Origin of the sequence: Komagataeibacter oboediens, from assembly GCF_018491655.1 — a bacterium.
GTDB lineage: Bacteria > Pseudomonadota > Alphaproteobacteria > Acetobacterales > Acetobacteraceae > Komagataeibacter > Komagataeibacter oboediens.
Window position 1 is genome coordinate 79,855 of record NZ_JABLUU010000009.1, and the last position, 17,775, is coordinate 97,629.

14 protein-coding genes are annotated in these 17,775 nt (G+C 57.8%); 10 read left to right on the plus strand and 4 right to left on the minus strand.

Going from position 1 to position 17,775, the window contains the following annotated elements:
- The first annotated feature begins 7 nt into the window (after window positions 1-7).
- From HNO79_RS09405 to HNO79_RS09425, 5 genes are all read left to right on the plus strand, one after another.
- Window positions 8-1,321 (plus strand): Zn-dependent hydrolase, encoded by a 1,314-nt coding sequence (locus HNO79_RS09405; RefSeq protein ID WP_214165216.1) that lies wholly within the window; start codon window positions 8-10, stop codon window positions 1,319-1,321.
- Window positions 1,322-1,435: 114 nt separating this feature from the next.
- Window positions 1,436-3,838 carry a TonB-dependent receptor gene (locus HNO79_RS09410; RefSeq protein WP_214165217.1) on the plus strand — a complete coding sequence of 801 codons (2,403 nt, stop codon included), beginning with the start codon at window positions 1,436-1,438 and terminating at the stop codon, window positions 3,836-3,838.
- A 26-nt stretch (window positions 3,839-3,864) separates the two neighbouring features.
- Window positions 3,865-4,692, plus strand: a complete 828-nt coding sequence (locus HNO79_RS09415; protein WP_214165218.1) for a nucleoside phosphorylase — start codon at window positions 3,865-3,867, stop codon at window positions 4,690-4,692.
- Complete coding sequence (locus HNO79_RS09420; protein WP_244987493.1) at window positions 4,685-5,866, plus strand: MFS transporter; 1,182 nt, start codon at window positions 4,685-4,687, stop codon at window positions 5,864-5,866. The genes HNO79_RS09415 and HNO79_RS09420 overlap by 8 nt, the downstream gene beginning before the upstream one ends.
- Before the next feature lie 217 nt (window positions 5,867-6,083).
- The gene (locus tag HNO79_RS09425) at window positions 6,084-6,569 is read left to right on the plus strand and encodes a DUF523 domain-containing protein (RefSeq protein ID WP_200410683.1); all 486 of its coding nucleotides are present in this window, start codon (window positions 6,084-6,086) and stop codon (window positions 6,567-6,569) included.
- A gap of 670 nt (window positions 6,570-7,239) precedes the next feature.
- Here the strand turns inward: HNO79_RS09425 and HNO79_RS09430 are convergent.
- On the minus strand, window positions 7,240-9,426 hold the full coding sequence (locus HNO79_RS09430; RefSeq protein ID WP_214165219.1) for a beta-N-acetylhexosaminidase: 2,187 nt from the start codon (window positions 9,424-9,426) through the stop codon (window positions 7,240-7,242).
- A gap of 886 nt (window positions 9,427-10,312) precedes the next feature.
- Between HNO79_RS09430 and HNO79_RS09435 the strand changes: the two genes are divergently transcribed.
- The 5 genes from HNO79_RS09435 (at window position 10,313) to HNO79_RS09455 (ending at window position 15,248) form a co-directional block, all read left to right on the plus strand.
- Entirely contained in the window at window positions 10,313-11,674 is a 1,362-nt protein-coding gene (locus HNO79_RS09435) for an aminotransferase-like domain-containing protein (protein ID WP_214165220.1), read from the plus strand.
- Window positions 11,675-11,746: 72 nt separating this feature from the next.
- Window positions 11,747-12,043 carry a putative quinol monooxygenase gene (locus tag HNO79_RS09440; RefSeq protein WP_214165221.1) on the plus strand — a complete coding sequence of 99 codons (297 nt, stop codon included), beginning with the start codon at window positions 11,747-11,749 and terminating at the stop codon, window positions 12,041-12,043.
- Window positions 12,018-13,211, plus strand: coding sequence for an arabinose transporter (locus tag HNO79_RS09445; protein ID WP_029329684.1), 1,194 nt, complete (start codon window positions 12,018-12,020; stop codon window positions 13,209-13,211). Before HNO79_RS09440 ends, HNO79_RS09445 begins: the two co-directional genes overlap by 26 nt.
- Window positions 13,208-14,440 carry a Tm-1-like ATP-binding domain-containing protein gene (locus HNO79_RS09450; protein WP_214165222.1) on the plus strand — a complete coding sequence of 411 codons (1,233 nt, stop codon included), beginning with the start codon at window positions 13,208-13,210 and terminating at the stop codon, window positions 14,438-14,440. The genes HNO79_RS09445 and HNO79_RS09450 overlap by 4 nt, the downstream gene beginning before the upstream one ends.
- On the plus strand, window positions 14,418-15,248 hold the full coding sequence (locus tag HNO79_RS09455) for a phosphoenolpyruvate hydrolase family protein (RefSeq protein ID WP_214165223.1): 831 nt from the start codon (window positions 14,418-14,420) through the stop codon (window positions 15,246-15,248). Before HNO79_RS09450 ends, HNO79_RS09455 begins: the two co-directional genes overlap by 23 nt.
- 97 nt (window positions 15,249-15,345) lie before the next feature.
- On the opposite strand, the gene HNO79_RS09460 is transcribed toward HNO79_RS09455, so the two are convergent.
- Genes HNO79_RS09460 through HNO79_RS09470 form a run of 3 tightly spaced genes read right to left on the minus strand, consistent with a single transcriptional unit; the run spans window position 15,346 to window position 17,716 of the window.
- A complete protein-coding gene (locus HNO79_RS09460; protein ID WP_244987494.1) occupies window positions 15,346-15,840 on the minus strand; it encodes a DUF4232 domain-containing protein in 495 nt (164 codons plus the stop codon).
- On the minus strand, window positions 15,840-16,337 hold the full coding sequence (locus HNO79_RS09465) for a hypothetical protein (protein ID WP_214165225.1): 498 nt from the start codon (window positions 16,335-16,337) through the stop codon (window positions 15,840-15,842). The genes HNO79_RS09460 and HNO79_RS09465 overlap by 1 nt, the downstream gene beginning before the upstream one ends.
- Entirely contained in the window at window positions 16,334-17,716 is a 1,383-nt protein-coding gene (locus HNO79_RS09470; protein ID WP_214165226.1) for a voltage-gated chloride channel family protein, read from the minus strand. The genes HNO79_RS09465 and HNO79_RS09470 overlap by 4 nt, the downstream gene beginning before the upstream one ends.
- Between the last annotated feature and the right edge of the window lie 59 nt (window positions 17,717-17,775).

The window sequence follows — 17,775 nt, forward strand, 5'->3', positions numbered from 1 at the left end:
GGGATGCATGATCAATGAGAAATCGCGCATATCGTGTGTTAAAGACAACGATAGAAAATTTCTGACGATGGACATTGCCAAGCAGGCGAAATGTCTTTTCGAAGAACTGGCAGCACTTGATAAAAACAATATCGGCATCAACCGCCTCAGTTATGGCAAACGCGAGACGGCAGCGCTGGATATAATAGAACACAAGGCCCGCTGTTTCGGACTGCACACATACCGTGATTGCGCAGCAAATCTTGTGGTCGTGCTGGAGGGAACGGATCCCGCCCTGCCCGTTGTCTGTTGTGGATCGCATATGGATTCCGTACCGCAGGGCGGAAATTATGATGGTGCTGCAGGGATCATTGCGGGACTGCTTGCCATTGCGCACCTGAAAACGCGGGAATTCAGACCACGACGTTCCATTCACCTTCTTGTCCTGAGAGGTGAGGAAAGTGCGGCTTTTGGAATTCCTTATATAGGTTCATCTCTTCTGTTCGGACTGGCAACCGGAAATATGCTGGACCTTACCGACTCCGCCACAGGCAGACCACTGCGTGAATGCCTGTACAGGGTAGGTGCGGATGTGGATAATATAGAAAAAGGAACGGTAATTACCAATCCTGAAAATATAAAGATATGGCTTGAATTACACATCGAGCAGGGTCCTTACCTGGTTAACAGGAATGAACCGGCTGCCGTTGTAACAAGCATCAGAGGAAACCGCCGTTACAGAAATATCATGTGTATCGGCCAGGGTGGACATTCAGGAACAGTACCCAATAACCTGCGCCACGATCCGCTACTTGCGGTATCCGAACTTCTGGTCACGATGGAACGCAAATGCCTGGAAATGAATGATGCCGGGCATGATATTGTGCATACAACCGGATTGATGGGCACGAATGCCACCAACCAGTCGATTACGCGCATACCAGATACCGTAAGTTTTTCATTTGAAATGCGCAGTGACAATATTGATACACTTTCTGAATTTGATGATTTTTTCAAAACGACAGTAAAAAATATCTCCCTCAGGCGCGGTGTAGCTTTTTCACTGGGAACCTGCCAGGCCGTACCGCCTGTTACCCTTGATCCTGATGTCATTACGCTATTGTCCAACAGTTTTTCCAGAAATGGGCTCCAGTGCACCAGAATGCCCAGCGGGGCCGGACATGACACAGGTATATTTACGACTGTTGGCATTCCCAGCGGCATGATTTTTGTTCGGAACAGAAATGGCTCCCACACCCCTGATGAACACATGGAGATATCTGATTTTTTATTAGGTCAAAAAATATTGGCCGACACCATAAAATACGTTGCAAATTCGTAATGTACGCAATTAAATGCTTTGGTGAATAATTCTGCAATTCATATCCTGCTTACTTATATTTCCATTCACATGACGTAACTGAACATCATTACATTGATAATCCAGGAGGCTGAGATGTCCTTGCTGCCGCTGTCTGTTGACAGATATCGTATGCACTTTCGTTATCTTCTTGTCGGCACGTCCCTATCTGGCATGCTCACGCCAATTGCTGCATTCGCCGCAATGACGGGAGATACGACAGAAAAGACGGCGGTGCAGAAACCAGGCAACAACGCCTCCACCTCTGCCCCCGGGCCTGAGCTTATCAAGGTAACCCGCAAAATCGGCGTGGATGGTGTAACGCGGACTGCTGCAGGCGGCGGATTGATAATCGAAGAAAGTGCGCCCAAATCGGTCAGCACCGTGGGACGTGACTATATTGCCAAACAGCCCCCCAGTGCGACGGTTTTCCAGTTGATGAAAATGTCTCCCGGCGTGAATTTTTCTGCCAATGATCCATATGGGGTCAATGGTGGTGATGTAACAGTGCGCGGGCTTGATAGTAACCAGATCGGTTTCACACTGGAAGGTGCGCCACTTAATGATATTGCCAGTTACGCCATTTTCCCTCAGGAATATGTAGATTCAGAAAACCTGCGCCAGATACGGATTGCACAGGGCACTGCAGATCTGGGGGCGCCTCATATCGGGGCCTCGGGGGGCACCGTAAATATGTCCATGCTCGATCCTGCGGCAAAAGCTGGTGGACAGTTCAATTTCACCTACGGTTCTTTTGCGGCTGATCGTGAATTCCTGCGGCTGGATTCAGGGGATATTGCAAAATCAGGTGTCCGGGCCTTTATTTCCTACTCCCATTTTCATGATGATCATTTTCGTGGCCCGGGCACCGATAATCGCAATCATGTTGATTTCAAGATCATGAAAAATTTCGATAACGGCAGCAGGATGGCGCTATCGGTATCATATAACCAGACATTCAACGCTTTTTATTCCAACCCGACACTTTCACAGTGGCAGACCAGCGGGCTACATTCCAACTACGATCAGAATTATACCCAGAATGATACGTCTTACTATCAGTATCATACCAATCCCTACACCAATGTCGTTGCTGCGGCGCCCATGCATTTTGTGATCAACAAAAGTGCATCCGTGAATTTTACACCGTATTTCTGGTATGGTTACGGTGCTGGCGGTGGCGCGACAGTGCTGAACGAAAGTGGATATTATTCAGGCGATGTAAAATACAGCAGCGACCTGAACGGCAATGGCACGACAAATGACAAGGTCCTGCTTTACAGCCCCACCATTTCCCATACCTATCGTCCCGGCTATATCACCAGCCTGAATTATAATGTCGCGCATAACAAGATTACTGCCGGCTACTGGTTTGAATATTCCAATGAAGCGCAGTTTACACCTTTTTCCTATGTCGATGGCAACGGTTCCCCAGCCTCTACCATGGGGCAGCAGAACAATGTCTATACACCCAATGGTTCTGTATTGTACAATAGAAACCAGATAACCTATACGACGGTCAATGCACTGTTTCTGGGTGACAGCATAAGCCTGTTCCATGACAGATTTAATTTTGATATCGGCGTCAAGGAGACCATGGTCCGGCGAGATGGTACCAACCTCATCCCATCAACGACATATAAAACCATTATCAATGATGCCCAGGTCACACCGCAACTGGCGGCACGTTACAAGATAGACAGGCATAACCAGGTATTCCTGACAGCTTCGACAAATTTTCGTTCCCCTCCCAACGCTACCCTTTTCGCAAATTACTCATCTACAACAGGCAGTCTTGTGACCGCATCCAATGCAAAGCAGAAGGATGAGTATTCAATCGAGGAAGAACTTGGCTATCGATATCAGGGCAATATAGGTGACTTCTCGGTTGCGCTTTTCAATTATAATTTCGTCAATCGTCAGGTGACTTCGCAGGTTCTCATTGATGGTGCTTATGATACGGAATCCATTAACGCTGGTGGCCAGACCTCCCGTGGGATCGATATCGAAGCAGGCCTGCGACCCTGGCATCATTTCCGTCCGTACATTGCGGGCGAATATCTTCATGCGACCATCGACAACAACTTTCTGAGCAATGGCGTTTATTTACCAACAGCCGGGAAAATTGCTGTCAGAAGCCCAAAATTCCAGTTCTCGTTTGCTCTGGACTATGATGACGGGCATTTTTTCGGAAATGCTGGCATCAAGTGGGTTGACAGCCAGTATTCTACTTTCATGAATGATCAGTCCATTCCTGCCTATGTAACATCGGACATTACACTTGGATACCGGTTCAGCAATTTTGGCCCGCTGCATAGCCCTCAGCTGCGCCTGAACTTCATGAATGTCGGGAACAATCACTATCTGTCCGGAATCGCAGGCGTTCAGGCGAACGCAAAAACCGTCTATTCCGGAACGAAGTCGGTCGCAGGTGTCAATCCGATCTACTATGTGGGAAGCCCCTTTGCTGCCATCTTTACGTTTGGCACGGGATTCTAGGCTGGCGTCAGACAGGAATGGAGCGAATGGTCAAAGCAACAGAAACCGGGATAAAAAGCCGCAGTGCACGCCTTCCCTGGCTGGATGGACATCCCCCTCACCTCCCCTGTGTCGCCAGTGACATCGCGCCTGATGTTCTTCTTCCTGGCGATCCCGGTCGTGTTGACATGGTGATGGAACAGTTGAGCAATGCCGTTTTACATGGACAGAAACGTGAATTCCGTGCAGCAACGGGCATGACTGCCCACGGCCGCCCGGTTACGGTCTGTTCCACAGGCATCGGTGGACCATCAACCGAAATTGCTACTGTAGAATTATCCATGCTTGGCGCGGAACGTGCCATCAGGATTGGTGGCATGGGGGCATTGCTGCCGGGCATGCCGCTTGGCAGTCTGCTCATTGTAGAAAGTGCTACCGGGCACAGCGGAACCCGGCATGTCTATTCACCCGGCAGCAGCGATGAACATGCAAGTCCTGACATTGTCGCTGCACTGGTTCAGGCAGCGACAATACTGCAGGTGCCGTTTCGTGTAGGAAGGATATGTACCACTGACAGTTATTATCTTGGTCAGGGCAGGCCTATCCGCCTGGGTGATGAAACGCATGAGACCGACAGGATAGATTACGCCCGGGCGCAGAATATCGCAGGATTTGAAATGGAAACCGAGGCATTGTTTGCCGTTGGCAACAAAATCGGGATTCAGGTCGGTGCCGTTCTGGCAGTACATGGCAACCGTGTGACGGATCAGTGGCTGGAAGATTATGAACCGGCCCAGAAACGGCTGATTGCGGTTGCCTGCAAGGCGCTCGATTTGCTTAACCAAACGGTGGTTCCAGGTTCCGAACATGGCTGAAAGCAGAGACACGAACAGTTGGGCGACAACCATTGCCGCAGCAACCGGCTATGCCATGGATGGTTTCGATTTTCTGATCCTGGCCTTCTCTTTACCGGCCATCGCTCAGGAATTTCATTTAGGGCCGACTGCAGGCGCTTCACTGGCAACCAGCACACTTGTTGGTGCTGTCCTGGGTGGCGTGATTTTTGGCATTCTGGCGGATCGATATGGACGTATCAGAATACTGACATGGACGATTGTCTGCTTTGCCGTTTTTACCGCCGTGTGTGCGCTGGCGCCAGGTTACCCTTTCCTTCTCGTGGCCCGTTTCCTTTCCGGACTGGGACTGGGGGGTGAATTTGGTATCGGGATGGCACTTGTCTCCGAAGCGTGGCCACGCGGCAAGACGGATATCATGTCGGCTTTTGTTGCCATTGGTGGACAGGTCGGTGTCATTCTGGCTGTATTCTGTGTAACTTTACTAATGCCTGTCATCGGGTGGCGTGGACTGTTTCTTGTTGGTGCCTTTCCAGCCATTCTTGCAGCCATTTTCCGGCGAAAGCTTCATGATCCGATCAGGATCGAAACGGGACAGGGCAACTCTGCTTTCTCTTTCAGATATTTTATAGAAAGCAGGGACCTGTGGCGCACAAGTCTGGGAATCGCAATATTATGCATCGTGCAGAATTGTGGGTATTACGGAATTATTGTCTGGATGCCCCAGTTTTTAAGTCACAGGTTGCATTTAAGCCTGCAAAATACAGGAATCTGGACTGTTGTCATGCTGGTGGGAATGTCCTGTGGCATGTACACCTTCGGCCTGTTATCTGAAAAATTCAGGCACAAGACGATATTCGTATCCTATATGATTGGTGCGATGGTCACGACCCTTCTCTATCCACACCTTACGGGTCCAACAGCCTTTCTGGTCGGTGGCGCCATACTTGGTTTTTTTGTGAACGGTATGCTTGGAGGGTATGCCGCGCTTATCAGCAGGCGGTATCCGGTCAAAATCCGTGCAACCGCCCAGAACATGCTATTCAACATTGGACGTGCTGTTGGCGGATTCAGTCCTGTAATCGTTTCAAACATAGATTACAAATTTGGGTTTTACATAACCATATCTCTGTTTTCATTATTATACATAATTGATATTATTTCCATATCGTTTATAATTCCAGAAACTGAATGATGATGAATTCCTTTTTGGAAATATTCCTGTTCAGTCACAGGCATCTGTCTGAATTGATGCAGAAGCAACATCGCCCCTGTTTCTGGCATATCGTCAGTTGGTAGAAAGACTGCCCTCCCACTGCATTTCGGGACCCGATGCAGTTTTCCCTGCATAATTTTCCTTTTCCCATCATGGCCCGGTTCCTTCCCGTGTCAGGGCATGGCATGATCGGGTCATGAAACCGACCCTACTGATCAGCGGTTGTCTGTCTGGCCAACCTGTCCGGTATGACGGCGCTGCGCGAACGCTGATGCATGACAGCCTGGCCCGCTGGCGGACAGAAGGGCGGGTCATCGCCTTCTGTCCCGAAACAGCTGCAGGCCTGCCGACACCCCGACCACCCGCGGAAATTACCCATGGCCGGGACGGGGCGGCAGTCCTTGATGGATCGGGCCGTGTATGCGAGGTATCCGGCCATGATGTCTCCGCCCCTTTCCTGACTGGCGCTTACCTGATGCTGGATCTGGCACGACGTCATAACAGCCGGCTCGCCCTGCTGATGGATGGCAGTCCATCATGCGGCAGCAGCTTCATTTATGATGGCCGGTTCACGGGCTCCCGCCATACAGGACAGGGCGTTACGGCGGCATTACTGCGCCGTAACGGGATTACGGTCTACTCTCCCGCGCAGTTTTCGAGCCTTGAAGCAGTGATGGGCTAAACGATATGGAGCGATAAAGGGTCGGCCAGCCCCCTAAGGGCAAGGGCACGTCCTCCACAGGCTTCCTGCCTGTTCATGCTGTGCAGAGTTACAGGAATCCTGTCTTGGACACGTCTGGAAACACCGCATCTTTGGCACATGTCCGCATGCTTGAGACCTTTTTTATTACCAACTGGTTTTAAAAAAATCGAAAGGCAGGATCAGCACTTCATTCTTTGAAATGAAAGGTAAAGGCAGCTGCGATATAGATGGTGGACACAGACGTAGGAACACACCGGTCGCATCATGTTGCGACACGCCGCCAGTATTTTCGCTTTACGAACATGTTTTCGATGAGATGAGGCCCTTATACGTCTATCATTCATCAGGACGCAGGACGTCACAGGGACTGACCTGCCCGTCTGCCTGTCCCATCAGGGCAGCAAATTGGATATACAGCGGTTTATGGGTACCACATGCCTTCAGTACTTTTTTTACAAAACACTATTATGAATTACGTAGGCGATCCCGCTCAGAATACGGCGCGCATCCACGCGCGGCACCATGCTCCAGAGAAGAAAACCAGCTTACCCGCCTCATCTGGCTATCAGACAGTCACAGCAGATCATTTACAGGTTTACTTCCATGCAAAGCGGTAAATGATCAACCAATCGCTGCCCTGGTTGGTCGTTTAAGGGAGCGGATGACCTGCCACATCCTGTCGTGATACCGCTTCCGGTGATCGGGCAGCCTGTACCAATACCGCAATGGCAGGGGTAATATCAGGTAGAATATCCCCTGCGGGCTGGGGGCTGGCCCTGACCGCCAGCAGGGACATCGATGCAGCGAACTGTCCCTGCGCCATGGCAAGGGTCGTCGCGGCATGTTCACGCCAGGCTGTTGCGGGCCGATCCATGGCGTCCAGTCCCGCCTGCGCCAGTTGCGCCAGCAGGGCGGATGCAGGCAACACCTCCCTGATGGAAGGATCACGTTGCGCCAGCAGCCGCAGGCGGGCGTCGTTTCCACGCCAGTTTTCCAGCCGGGTACGCAGGCTTGCCGCCAGTTCCGTTCGTCCGGCGAGATAGACCTGCACATCATGGTTAAACAACGCGGCTTCCGTATTATCCGTCGCCACGATGTCAGCAGCGCGATCCAGCGGGCGCGGATCACTGGTGGCAGCAGCCCGGCTGGGGCCAAATACATGGTTATGGGCGTAATTGCGCACCGGACTGCTGACGGATAGCAAGGTCGCCAGTGGCACTACGTCATCAGGGGCCAGTCGCGCCATCATGCGCGCGCGGTCCGCTGTGGCACGATTGCCCAGCAGTTCCAGCTCCGCCTGAACAACCGGCAGGCGGGCGGCGAGGCTGCTCTCATCACGCACGGTGGCAGGCGACCAGAAGCGTTCAGCCAGTGCCGCAGCGCGCGGCCACAGGCGGTTATCGAGCATTTCCTCCGTCACGATTTCTGTCCACAGTGCGGCCTCTGCCCCCATTACGCGGTCGTCCTGCACTGGCGTCATGCGCGCTGCAGGGTCAAGTGCAAGGGGGGCAAGGGCGGGCGCATGGGCCTGCACCACCTGATCGGGCGGCAGGCCGTTGCCCTGCGGATCCAGCGGATCAACCCGGTAATGCATGACTGCAGGCAACAGCAGGTCGAGGTAATACCCGGACGAAACCACAACCGGGTGCCCCGCCTGTGTTGCCGCGGCCGTATAGCGTGACCCGCGCCATGACTCGATCACGATGCTGGCAGGTATGGGGGCGTCCAGCAGTTCGTCCCAACCCATCATGATCTTGCCATCGCGTGCCAGCATGTCGTGCACACGTTGCGTATACATGGCCTGCAGGGTGGCGGTGGTCAGGTTGTGCTGCTGCATATAGGTGTTGATGCGTGGATTGGCCGTCCATTCGTCAGGCCGGACCTCGTCCCCGCCCACATGGAAATAGACATCGGGAAACAGTCCGGCCATTTCATGATACAGCCCGGCAATAAAATCGCGGGCCTGCGGGCTGGTCGGATCAATCGCTGCCCGGACCACCCGTTTCGGGTCCATGGGCGTGGTTACGGGCTGGGCCGCATATTGCGGATAGGCCAGCAGCAATGCATAGCTGTGCCCCGGCGTATCGAATTCCGGCACGATGCGGATACCCCGCTGCGCCGCGTAAGCCACCAGTTCACGCACCTGCTGCTGCGTATAGTATTCCCCATGGGATGCGACCTGCTGCAGACGGGGATACAGTCTGCTTTCGACCCGGAACCCCTGCCCGTCCGACAGATGAAGGTGCAGGACATTCAGCTTGGTCAGTTCCATCATATCCAGTTGCCGTTTCAGGGCGGCAATGGACATGAAATGCCGGCTGACATCCACCAGCAGGCCCCGCCATGCAAAACGCGGGGCGTCATCAATGTCGGCAGCATCCAGCACCGGCCCGTCATCGCGCCGTTCCACCAGTTGCAGCAACGTCGCCAGTCCCCGCAGCACGCCCACCGGGCCATCGGCCTCCAGCACCGCGCCCTGCGCATCGGTATGCAGGCGGTAATGTTCACGCATGTGAATGGACAGCATATCCGCATCCGGCCCCATGCAGTGGATATGCACAACCAGCCCAGACCGACCGCCCGGCATGGCGTCACGCCCCGACAGGGCTGCAAGGTTCTGCGTGAAACGTGCGACCGCGTGGTCCAGCAATTCGGATCGTGTTCCCTGCCAGTCCACCACAGCACCGCCGGTCAGGGGCAGCGCACCAGGTTGGACATGATAGGTCCGGGGCTGCGGCATCAGCGTCGGGGCCGCCTTGGCAACAGGCACGTGCCCAGACACTCCCAGCATGAACACAAACGTCAGACCAAACCGGAAACGGCGGATGTCGGGCATAGCGGGATGTCTTTTCCATAAGCGGACCAGGGCCGCCATGCTGCCCCATTATCACCTGTCTCCCAAGTCCGGATTCAACCAGCCTGCGCGATACGCCCCGCCCATGGCATGCACGGCTGCCCATGTATAAGCATCCTCCACACCACCCTGCCTCATGCCACTGATCGTAATGAAACGACCATGGTTGGCAGTGCCAGGGCGAGATACCGCCTGCCGGTGACCACCCACGAAATCGTCTGGCATCGCAACGGCATTGGCCATGTCGCTGCCAATATCGTGCATATGATAATAAGAAAATATAATATGTGCGATAATATCATATACTTTATCGGCACTCCCCGTGAATGCGATACACCGTGCCTGTCCTGCATGACGTCATACGGATTATCCGCCTGTTGTCGCGACAATCGTCCCTCGCTCGGCACGGCCTGGCCCCTGATAACGCACGGGACCTTTGGCACCTATGCACATGCGCCCCAAAGAAGGACCTGCCAGCAACCACGATGACAGGCACAGGCCGCCGTCATTCAGCCTCCACGCGGTATCCGTTTATAAAACAGGCAGGGAAAACGGCACATCGCTTCCCAATGCAGTCACGGGGCCAGAACCGGAACCACCTGCATACAGGCCATAAAAGACCATCCGGTCATCTTATGAAGCCGACGGCAAAAACGTCCAGCCATGGTCGCCGGTGAGCACATGCCACAGGCATGACCTGCCCCTACCCGACGATGAACGACCGTATGTATCCATCTACCGGGATACCCCTGCATGCCGAAGCATCATGATCCACGAATGCAATAGCCTTGCCCAAACGGCCTGTTTTCTTACCCTGCCATGACCTGCTATGCCGGGCGGACCCGTAACAGGACAGGCTTGGTTTCGCATGCGCCTGCGCTCCCCCTGGCATCCACACCTGCCACCCGGCGACACACCGCCTGCCGAACGTCTGGCAGATGCGCTGGCGGGCGACATTCTGGGGGAAAAGCTGGATGCGGGCGACCGCCTGCCCGCGCATCGCGATCTTGCATGGCAACTGGGCATAGGCGTGGGCAGCGTGACCCGCGCCTATGCCATGCTGGAACGTCGTGGTCTGGTGCGTAGCGTACGCGGGCGCGGCATGTTCGTGGCCTCCCGCCCCGGCGGATCGGGACAGATGATCGACCTGTCGGCCAACATGCCGCCGCCCATGTTCGGCAATCGGGCACTGGCCCGCACGCTGGGGCGCCTTGCCCATACGGTCGATCCGGCGCTGTTCAATGTCTACCCCCCTGTTGCCGGACATATCGAACACCGCCGGATCATGGGCCACTGGCTGGCGGAACTGGGGGTGGACATGCCGCCCGACCGCCTGCTTCTGACCAGCGGGGCACAACAGGCGCTTGGCGTGGCGGTATCGGTCTGCCGCACGGTCCGCACGACCGCCGTAACGGAGGAACTGGCCTATCCCGGCATGCTGTCCCTGCTGCGGCAGGCCGGACTACCGCCCCATGGCCTGCCCATGGACCGGCATGGCCTGCTGCCCGCGCCGCTGGATCGCATGCTGCAGGCACATGGACCAGGCCAGTGCGTGGTGTACGTCACCCCCACCATGCACAACCCGACCACCGCCACCATGGACCATGCCCGCAGGCAGGACATCGTACGGATATGTCAGGCACATGACGCCCTGATCATCGAGGATGATGTCTATGACTGCGCGCGTGATGACCTGCTTCCCCCGCTGGTGACGCTGGCGCCAGACCGGACGTTCTATGTCAACAGCCTGTCCAAGACCCTCAGCCCCGGATTGCGCATCGGCACGCTTGCGCCCCCTGCCCGCTTCATGCCGGCTGCACGGGAGGCTCTGCTCAACTCATCGCTCATGATCGCGCCACTCTCCTATGCCATGATGGCGCAGTGGATGCTGGATGGCACCGCGACCTCCGTCCGGCAAGCCTTGCGTGGGGAGGCGGAACGACGGCGCGGACTGGCCCTGCGCATCCTTGGCCCTGACCTGACGCCACCAGCCTATGACGCCTTTCACGCATGGATGCCCATGTCGATGGAGCAGGCGGCGGATTTTGTGTCCGCCGCCGCACGCGAAGATGTTCGGGTAACCCCGCTTTCCCCCTTCGTGGCAACCCCTGATACCTGCGGACAGGGCGGAATACGGCTGTGCCTTGGCCCTGCCACCCTGCCCGATCTGACGGATGCGCTGCGTCGTCTGCGCCATGTGCGCACAGAACTGCACAATAGTGTCACGTGACACTTTCTTCGTAGAAGAAAAGTGTCACAGCATCCTATCATTCCCTGAACAGACATAAGCCGAGGACACTCCATGACAGACCAGCCCATTACGGTCATTGCCACAATCCGCGTCCACCCCGACCATGAAAAGGCGGCGGTCGCGGCCATCCATGACTGCGTGAAGGCGTCCCGGCTGGAAAAATCAAACATATCCTACCAATGCCACCGCGATGTGTCGGACAGGGATGTTTTCGTGTTCGTGGAACGCTGGGCCAGTTCCGAAGCCCTGGCCGAACATGAAACCACCCCGCATTTCCGCGCAATGGCGGAGGTGTTCAGGGCCGCATTGGCCGAACCGCTGCATGTGCGCATCACACGTGAAATCTGACCCCGCGCCACTGGGGCTGCTGGGCCGCCTCGCCATTGCGCTGTTCCTGTCCTACATGGCGGTGGCGCTGCCGCTGGCGGCCATACCGGTCTCCATCCTCCACTGGCCGGGTTATGGCAATGGCCTTGCGGGGCTGGCGGTGGGCGTTGCGTTCTTTTCCACCATCCTCAGCCGCAATCATGCCGGTGCCTTTGCCGATATACGGGGCGGACGGCCATGCATGCGCTCGGGGCTGGCGATCTATGTCGTGGCCAGCCTGATCTGCGTGCTGGCGGGCATGGACAGCCTGCCACACGCCGCGCGCTACACGATCCTGATCATGGGACGGCTGCTGCTGGGGATCGGGGAAAGCCTGACCATCGTGGGCATGCTGGGCTGGGGCATCGGCCTTATGGGCCAGCAGCGCGCGGGGCGGGTTCTGGCATGGACGGGGGCGGCCATGTACGGCGCTTTCGCCGTGGGGGGGCCCGTCGGGCTTGCGATATATGAACACTGGGGACTGGGTGTCCTCATGCTGGTATCGGCGCTGCTGCCGCTGGTGGGACTGACACTGGTGCATGGCGTACCGCCTTCACAGCCGCATGCCGGGGGCAGGCCGCCATTCTGGCGCATTCTGGGTACCATCCGCTGGCAGGGGATCGCCGTGGCGTTGCAGGGGGTGGGATTTGCCGCCCTCGGGGCATTCCTGCCGCTACGTTTCCTGCATGCGCACTGGCCTTATGCGGGGCTGGGGCTGACATGTTTCGGGCTGGCGTTTGTCACCGGACGGTTCATGTGCGGGCATCTGCCTGACCGTATCGGCGGGCTGAAGGTCGCGCTGTTCTCGCTCCTGATCGAAGCGGCGGGGCAGTACCTGCTGTGGTGTGCGCCCACACCCCTGCTGGCGCTGGCGGGCGCGGTGCTGACCGGGGCAGGCTGTTCCATGGTCTATCCGTCGCTCGGGGTGGAGGTCGTGCGCCTGGTCGCGCCCCATATGCGGGGCACGGCGCTGGGTGGGTTCGCCGCCTTTCAGGATCTGGCCTATGGCGCGACCGGGCCGCTGGCGGGGCTTCTGGCGGACCATTTCGGGTACGGGATCGTCTTTCTGATCGGCGGGCTGTGTGCCACGGGGGCGGCTGTCATCATTCTCGCCCTGCTGACTGTCCACCATGGGAAGGAGCCAGCATGACGGCGCATCCCGTCTATATCCTTGGCACCTGCGATACCAAGCACGCGGAACTGGCCTACATCCGCCAGTGCCTGCATGCGCGCGGGATAACGGGCCTGATCGTGGATGTCAGCACGCGCAGCGCACAGACACAGGCGGATATCAGCGCACGAACGGTCGCCGCGTTTCACCCGGATGGGGAAAGTGCCGTATTCCGTGGGGAACGTGGGCAATCCATCGCCGCGATGGCGGTCGCTCTGCGCCATTACCTGCTGGCGCGCACCGATATGGGGGGCGTGATCGCCATTGGCGGGTCGGGCGGCACGGCACTCGTAAGCCCGGCGCTACAGGCCCTGCCGCTGGGACTGCCCAAGCTGGTGGTCTCCACCGTGGCGTCGGGCAATACCGCGCCCTATGTCGGGGGATCGGATATTGCCATGCTGTATTCCGTAACTGACATGGAAGGCCTGAACCGTCTGTCACGCGTCATACTGTGCAACGCCGCCAATGCCATGGCAGGCATGGTGCAGGCCCCGTGTACCGTCCCCCCGGACCCGCGCCCGGCCATTGGCCTGACCATGTTCGGGGTGACCACGCCGTGTGTCGATCATATCGTCCATGACCTGTCGCAGCTGTTTGACTGCCTGGTGTTTCATGCCACCGGCACTGGCGGTCGGGCGATGGAACGGCTGGCGGATGACGGGGTGATACGCGGTTTCATTGACGTGACGCTGACCGAGTTCTGCGATCTGGTGGCAGGCGGCATTTTTCCGTGCGACACGGACCGCCTTGGTGCCGTCATCCGCACGCAATACCCGTATGTGGGCAGTTGCGGCGGGCTGGACATGGTCAATTTCGGTGCACGCGCTACGGTGCCCGAACGGTATCGCAACCGCGTGTTTGTCGAACATAACCCCCAGATTACCCTTATGCGCACCAGCCCGGCGGAATGTCGCGCCATGGGCCACATGATCGGCCACCAGCTGAACCGGTGCGAAGGCGAGGTCCGGTTCCTCTACCCCGAGGGCGGCTTTTCCATACTGGACCGCCCCGGCGCGCCGTTTCACGACCCGGTAGCGGATGAAGCTTTTTACGCCGCCCTGTCCGAAACACTGGACCAGACCCCGCGCCGTCGGCTGATCCGCCTGCCCCATGCGATCAACGACCCGGCCTTCGCCGATGCGCTTGCGCATGAGTTTTCCCATATCTTCATGAAGGACACAGACAATGCCCAGCATTCCCCGCAGTGAGATCCTTGCCAAATTTCGCACAATGATCGCCGCGCGCAAACCCATTGTGGGCGGCGGTGCGGGCACCGGCCTGTCCGCCAAGTGCGAGGCGGCGGGCGGGATCGACCTGATTGTCATTTACAATTCCGGCCGCTACCGCATGGCCGGACGGGGATCGCTGGCGGGACTGCTGGCCTATGGCAACGCCAACCAGATCGTCATGGAAATGGCGCGCGAGGTCCTGCCTGTCGTGCCGCATACGCCAGTACTGGCCGGGGTAAATGGCACCGACCCGTTCGTGAATTTTGATGTGTTCCTTGATGATGTCAAACGCGTCGGCTTTTCGGGCATCCAGAACTTTCCCACAGTGGGGCTGATTGACGGCAACTTCCGCAAGAATCTTGAGGAAACCGGCATGAGCTACAGCATGGAAGTGGATGTGGTCGCCCGCGCCAACCAAAAGGACATGCTGACCACGCCTTATGTCTTTGACCCTGCGAATGCCGTGGACATGGCAAAGGCGGGCGCTGATGTGCTGGTCGCCCATATGGGGCTGACAACCGGTGGGGCGATCGGGGCGGAAACTGCGTTTACGCTGGATGACTGCATTGAACGGATCAATGTGATTACCGAAGCCGCGCGCGCGATACGCCCCGACATCATCACCCTGTGCCATGGTGGTCCGATCGCCATGCCGGCTGATGCGCAGAAAGTCCTGTCCGGCTGCCCGGACTGCCATGGCTTCTATGGTGCATCCAGCATGGAGCGCCTGCCGGTTGAAGTGGCATTGACCGAGCAGACCCGGGATTTCAAGTCGCTGACGCGCTAAAACGATCTGAAATAAACAAAAGTCTTCGGGTGCCACCTTTCTTGAAGGGGAGGCACCCGAAGCGCCCTGAAAACGCTTCCCGATAAACCACCCCTGTTTATTGTCGTTCCGGCCATGGCCGCCATGACTGCTGTTCCAGTTGGGGCGGTGCACCGGACGAGGCGCACAGGCTACGCCCGAAGGGCTGACGCAACATGCCCCCGTGCACTGGCAACGCAAGCAGGGCTGGCGTAATGCAGTACCCCGGATCAAATGCATTCCCCGACACCCATCGCAGGGCTGTGGCAACCTGCGTGCCGGTGTCGAGCACGCCACCAGGTGCACCCACGGTCTGCCGCCATCCGACCGGAATGGGATGATGGTGGGCGTCCTCGAACGATACCGGGCCGACTGATGCCAGCGAACAGGCATGCGTGCCGGTGTTCCGCACAACAAGCCACAGGCCGCTGTGCATCATGCCATCAAATTCGCCCTGTCCATCATCTAGCACCATGACCGTATGACGTGGCATGCACGCCCGCACGGCATGGGCATGAGCACCTGCAGGCAGGATGGACAGGCCAAGGGTAACAGCCGGGATCAGCCACCGCATCACGATCCCCCGCCCTGCCGCCCTGCGGGATTGACATCAAAGTACACGACATGACCCGTGGCAGGGTCCAGATGACACGCCCATGTAAACGGAACCCAGCGCATGGGCGCTGCTGCCGGTTGATACTGCCCGCGCCCTTCAATCAGTGCCGGACTGACCACGACCTGACTGCCCGGACGGTCATCCTGCAGGAAAAAGCGATGGGGCAGCGCCCCCCTGCGCACCAGCATGGCGCGCGCGGCATCCTGACACAGGAAAGTGGTCATCTGCCACGCCATGTCCTGCCCCATTACACCGGGACGTTCCCGCGCGGAAAGTGCGTCGAGACGCCGCATGATGATCTGGTGTTCCGCGGGCGAAGGATGTGCATTTCCCTGCGCCCATGCATCCGCGGATATGCCCGAAAGGACCGCTCCCACGCACAGCATCATGGTTATGGCGCGGAACAGGCGGCCAGTTACCATGGATATGGGGAAATCGGTGGGGCGTATGGTCATGGAGGTGTCTTTCTGCCTGTCGGGGATGGCGCGGCGGGTGTAGCGGGTTGATATCCTGCCCGGGCCTGCCGCAGCGTCATGCCCGTAAGGTACTGCGCGGCACGCCGCTTGGGCACCCCGATCCGCTGCGCCAGATATATCCCGGAATGTCCTGAACAGGCATAGGCCACGAAACAGCCCATGGCGAAATAGACAATATCCGCCGCCCCGAACAGTTCCACCCCCATAAGCGTGCAGGCCAGCGGCGTGTTGGCCGCTCCGGCAAATACCGCCACGAACCCGACCCCCGCCAGCAGGTCCACCGGCGCATGCAGCCAGGCGGACAGCGCATTGCCCAGCCCGGCCCCGATAAAGAACAGGGGGGTGACCTCGCCGCCCTTGAAACCCGCCGCCAGCACCGCAACGGTAAAGACCAGCTTCCACGCCCATGCCAGCGGATAATGCGCGGGACCAAAGAAATTGAGGATTGACGCCCCGCCGTCCTCCGGCGCTGCAATGCCCAGTCCCAGATAATCCCGCGACCCGCATATCCATACCAGCGCAATGGTCAGCCCCCCGCCAATGGCCGGCCGTAACCACGGCATGGGACAGATACGCCGCAGCCATGCCGCCACGCGATGCACCGATTCAGCAAACAGCAGGCTAGCCAGTCCAAACGCCACGCCCGCCACCATCACCTTGGCCAGCAGAAGCATGTCCGCATGGAAAAACCGTCCATCCAGCCCTGCATAGCCATGAAAACGGAGGGTATAGGGCACATGCTCGATCCCCCATGCGTGACAGACCCAGTCCGCCAGCGTGGCGGCAAACATGACAGGCAGCAGCGCACCATATTCAATGCGCCCCACCCGCAGGACCTCCAGCCCGAAAACCGCACCCGCCACCGGCGTGCCGAATACGGCCGAAAAACCTGCGGCAATGCCGGACATAAGCAGGACACGGACTTCATATGGGTCGCGCAGGCGGCACTGCCGCCCGATTGCACTGGCGATACTGCCCCCCATCTGCACCGCCGTGCCTTCACGCCCGACCGACGCCCCGAACAGGTGGCTGACAACTGTCCCCACCATGACAAGGGGCGCCATGCGCAGGGGCACGCCGCCGCCGGGTTCGTGGATCTGATCCACGATCAGGTTATTGCCCCCTTCCACCGTGCGGCCCAACCAGTGATAGAGCAACCCGATCGCGACACCCGCCACCGGCAGGCCATACAGCAGCCATGGGTGGCCCAGCCGCGTTGCCGCCGCGTGATCCAGCAGCCACAGGAACATGGCGCAGGCGCTGCCCACACACAATGACAGCGCGGCAAGAAGCCCCGCCCATTTCAGCACCACGACCGCCACACGGCAGCCATCGCGCATGATTACGTCAATATTCATTGATATTCGCCAAACCCGGCATGTTTTTCATGGAATAACAGGCAGATTGCGCCTGCGCG

Excerpts from the sequence above, each read along its gene's own strand:
- HNO79_RS09410 (WP_214165217.1), top strand. The coding sequence starts at position 1,436 with ATGTCCTTGCTGCCGCTGTCTGTTGACAGATATCGTATGCACTTTCGT.
- HNO79_RS09470 (WP_214165226.1), bottom strand. The coding sequence starts at position 17,716 with ATGAATATTGACGTAATCATGCGCGATGGCTGCCGTGTGGCGGTCGTG.
- HNO79_RS09455 (WP_214165223.1), top strand. The coding sequence starts at position 14,418 with ATGCCCAGCATTCCCCGCAGTGAGATCCTTGCCAAATTTCGCACAATG.
- HNO79_RS09435 (WP_214165220.1), top strand. The coding sequence starts at position 10,313 with ATGCGCCTGCGCTCCCCCTGGCATCCACACCTGCCACCCGGCGACACA.
- HNO79_RS09420 (WP_244987493.1), top strand. The coding sequence starts at position 4,685 with ATGGCTGAAAGCAGAGACACGAACAGTTGGGCGACAACCATTGCCGCA.
- HNO79_RS09460 (WP_244987494.1), bottom strand. The coding sequence starts at position 15,840 with ATGCGGTGGCTGATCCCGGCTGTTACCCTTGGCCTGTCCATCCTGCCT.
- HNO79_RS09405 (WP_214165216.1), top strand. The coding sequence starts at position 8 with ATGATCAATGAGAAATCGCGCATATCGTGTGTTAAAGACAACGATAGA.
- HNO79_RS09440 (WP_214165221.1), top strand. The coding sequence starts at position 11,747 with ATGACAGACCAGCCCATTACGGTCATTGCCACAATCCGCGTCCACCCC.
- HNO79_RS09415 (WP_214165218.1), top strand. The coding sequence starts at position 3,865 with ATGGTCAAAGCAACAGAAACCGGGATAAAAAGCCGCAGTGCACGCCTT.
- HNO79_RS09430 (WP_214165219.1), bottom strand. The coding sequence starts at position 9,426 with ATGCCCGACATCCGCCGTTTCCGGTTTGGTCTGACGTTTGTGTTCATG.
- HNO79_RS09425 (WP_200410683.1), top strand. The coding sequence starts at position 6,084 with ATGAAACCGACCCTACTGATCAGCGGTTGTCTGTCTGGCCAACCTGTC.
- HNO79_RS09445 (WP_029329684.1), top strand. The coding sequence starts at position 12,018 with ATGTGCGCATCACACGTGAAATCTGACCCCGCGCCACTGGGGCTGCTG.
- HNO79_RS09465 (WP_214165225.1), bottom strand. The coding sequence starts at position 16,337 with ATGACCATACGCCCCACCGATTTCCCCATATCCATGGTAACTGGCCGC.
- HNO79_RS09450 (WP_214165222.1), top strand. The coding sequence starts at position 13,208 with ATGACGGCGCATCCCGTCTATATCCTTGGCACCTGCGATACCAAGCAC.